Raw genomic sequence first — 2,950 nt, forward strand, 5'->3', positions numbered from 1 at the left:
GGTGAGGGTGGTGGTCAGTTCGGTCAGGTCGCCGTCCATGATCATGTCGAGCTTGTACAGCGTGAGGTTGATGCGGTGGTCGGTCATGCGGCCTTGCGGGAAGTTGTAGGTGCGGATGCGCTCGCTGCGGTCGCCGGAACCGATCAGGCTCTTGCGCGTCGCCGCTTCCTTCGATTGCTGCTCGCGCAGCTGCACGTCCTTGATGCGCGCCGCCAGCACCTTCATGGCCGATGCCTTGTTCTTGTGCTGCGAGCGGTCATCCTGGCACTCGACCACGATGCCCGACGGGATATGCGTGATGCGCACCGCCGAATCGGTCKTGTTGATGTGCTGGCCGCCCGCGCCCGATGCGCGGAAGGTATCGATGCGCAAATCGGCCGGATTGATATGCACGTCTTCCACTTCATCCGCTTCCGGCATCACCGCCACGGTGCAGGCGGAAGTGTGGATGCGTCCCTGCGTTTCGGTGGCCGGCACGCGCTGCACGCGGTGTCCGCCCGATTCGAACTTCAGCTTGGAGTAAGCGCCGTTGCCGATAATGCGCGCGATCACTTCGCGGTAGCCGCCCAGATCGCTCTCGGATGCGGAAACAATCTCCACCTGCCAGCGCGAGCGCTCGGCAAAGCGCGTGTACATGCGCAGCAGATCGCCCGCGAACAGCGCCGATTCATCGCCGCCGGTGCCGGCGCGGATTTCGAGGAAGATATTGCGCTCGTCGTTTTCATCCTTTGGCAACAGCATCTTCTGCAGTTCCAGGTCCAGCGTGGCGATGCGCGCCTTGCCGCCTTCGATTTCTTCCTGCGCGAATTCCTTCATGTCCGGATCGGACAGCATGGCCTGCGCTTCGTCGATATCGCTCTGCGCCTGCTGGTAGTCCTTGTACAGCGCCACCAGCGGGCCCAGCTCGCTGTGCTCGCGCGTCATCTTGCGGTAGCTGTCCATATTCGACGTGGCGCCTTCGGACATCAGCAGATGGTCCAGTTCGTCCAGACGGTTTGCCAGTTGGTCCAGCTTGGCCAGCATTGATGGTTTCATCAGAATCCTGTTGTTGAAGATTGCGCCGAGGTAGCGCGGGAAGTGCGGGAGGTGCCGCGTCGCGCGGCAGGAGACCGGCGCCGCTAACGGCGGCCGCGGAACAGCGTTGGCAGCAGTTCTGCCAGTTGGGCGCGTTCGTCGCCCTGTGCGCGGTGCAGCGCTTGCTGCGGGCCGTGCATGAACTTGGCGGTCAGGCCTTTGGACAGCGCTTCCAGCACCGCATCGACCGATTCGCCTTTCGCGAGCAGCTTGCGTGCGCGCTCCAGTTCCAGCAGGCGAATCGCTTCGCCGTTTTCGTGCAGGCCCTGGATGACGGGCACCACGGCGCGGTCGTCGATCCAGTGCATGAAGGATTGCACGCGCGTTTCGATAATCGCTTCAGCCTGCGCCACCGCGGCCTGGCGGTTTTCCAGGCCGGTCTGCACCACCTTGCCGAGGTCATCCACGGTGTACAGGAAAACGTCGTTCAGGCGGCCCACTTCGGCTTCGATATCGCGCGGYACGGCCAGGTCGACCATGAACATCGGCTTGTGGCGGCGTGCCTTGATCGCGCGCTCGACCATGCCGAGGCCAATCAGTGGCAGCGAAGAAGCCGTGCACGAGATGACGATGTCGTATTGGTGCAGCTGGTTCTGCAGATCGGCCAGGCGCGTGGCCTTGCCATTGAAGCGGTGTGCCAGCGATTCGCCGCGCTCCATGGTGCGGTTGGCCACCGTGATCGATTTGGGATTCTGCGCCGCGAAGTGGGTGGCGCACAGCTCGATCATTTCGCCCGCGCCGATGAACAGCACGTTCTGGTCGCTGATCTTGTCGAAGATGCGCTGCGACAGGCGCACGGCGGCAGCCGCCATCGATACGCTGTGTGCGCCAATTTCGGTGGTGCTGCGCACTTCTTTCGCCACCGAGAAGCTGCGCTGGAACAGCTGGTGCAGATAGGTGCCCAGGCCGCCCGCTTCATCGGCGGTACGGATGGCGTCCTTGATCTGGCCCAGGATCTGGGTCTCGCCCAGCACCATCGAATCCAGGCCGGACGCAACGCGGAAGGTGTGGCGCACGGCGTCATGCTGCGGCAGCATGTAGAGATGCGGACGCAGCTCGTTAAAGTTCAGCTGGTGGAACTCGGCCAGGAAATGTGCGCCCGCATCGAGCGGATTGTCGGCATTGCTGGCTGCGTAAAGTTCGGTGCGGTTGCAGGTGGACAGAATGGCCGCTTCATTGCCGCCGCCGCCGTCGATACGCTGGAACCAGTTGCGTGCCGCCGTGACCGCCGTCCCGAGCTGCTCAGGCGCGAACGCCAGCCGTTCGCGCAAGGCGACGGGCGCAGTGGTGTGATTGAGGCCGACGGCGAGAAGTTGCATTTACGGTCACGCGTGGGGGATTAGCCGACATTATACCGTGATGCGCTGCAATCCTTCAGGAACCCAGCTTTTCCAGACGGTATCCGTAGCTGTACACGGGCACCAGCCGGAAGCCGTTTTCCGGCTTCAGTTGCAGCTTGTTGCGGACCCGCGAAACGTGGGTGTCCATGGTCCGCGACGGCACTTCCGATTCGCGAATCCACACCGATTCGTGGATGTAGGCGCGGGACAGCGGGCGGCCGATGTTGCGGAAAAACAGCAGAGCGAGGTAGAACTCCTTGTGCGTCACGTCCAGAACCTGGCCATCCATCAGCAGACGGCCGGGGCGGGTTTCGAACACATATTGTCCAAATTGCAGCTGTTCTGCGCCATTCTGGCTTGGGTAAGCGCGGCGCAGCTGGGCTTGCACACGCGCCACCATCTCGCTGCGGCGCAGGGGCTTGATCATGTAATCGGATGCGCCCACCGCCAGGCCGGCGACGATATCGTCCTCGCCCGAGCTGGTGGTGATGAACATGACGGGGGCATTCTCCGGCAGCTTTTCGCGCGTCTTGCGC

The 2,950-nt window shown here is 63.0% G+C and carries 3 protein-coding genes; all 3 read right to left on the bottom strand.

Annotated elements, in window-relative coordinates; translation table 11 throughout:
* A partial coding sequence (gene prfA, locus AB4Z11_RS28170) for a peptide chain release factor 1 (protein WP_442029133.1) occupies positions 1–1,035 on the bottom strand: 1,035 nt, incomplete at its 3' end.
* Positions 1,036–1,118: 83 nt separating this feature from the next.
* Positions 1,119–2,393 carry a glutamyl-tRNA reductase gene (gene hemA / locus AB4Z11_RS28175; protein WP_442029134.1) on the bottom strand — a complete coding sequence of 425 codons (1,275 nt, stop codon included), beginning with the start codon at positions 2,391–2,393 and terminating at the stop codon, positions 1,119–1,121.
* 55 nt (positions 2,394–2,448) lie between these two features.
* On the bottom strand, positions 2,449–2,950 hold a 502-nt coding region (locus AB4Z11_RS28180), incomplete at its 5' end, for a response regulator transcription factor (RefSeq protein WP_442029135.1).

It is taken from the genome of Pseudoduganella sp. RAF53_2 (genome assembly GCF_052113985.1).
In the GTDB taxonomy this organism is placed as follows: domain Bacteria; phylum Pseudomonadota; class Gammaproteobacteria; order Burkholderiales; family Burkholderiaceae_D; genus Rugamonas.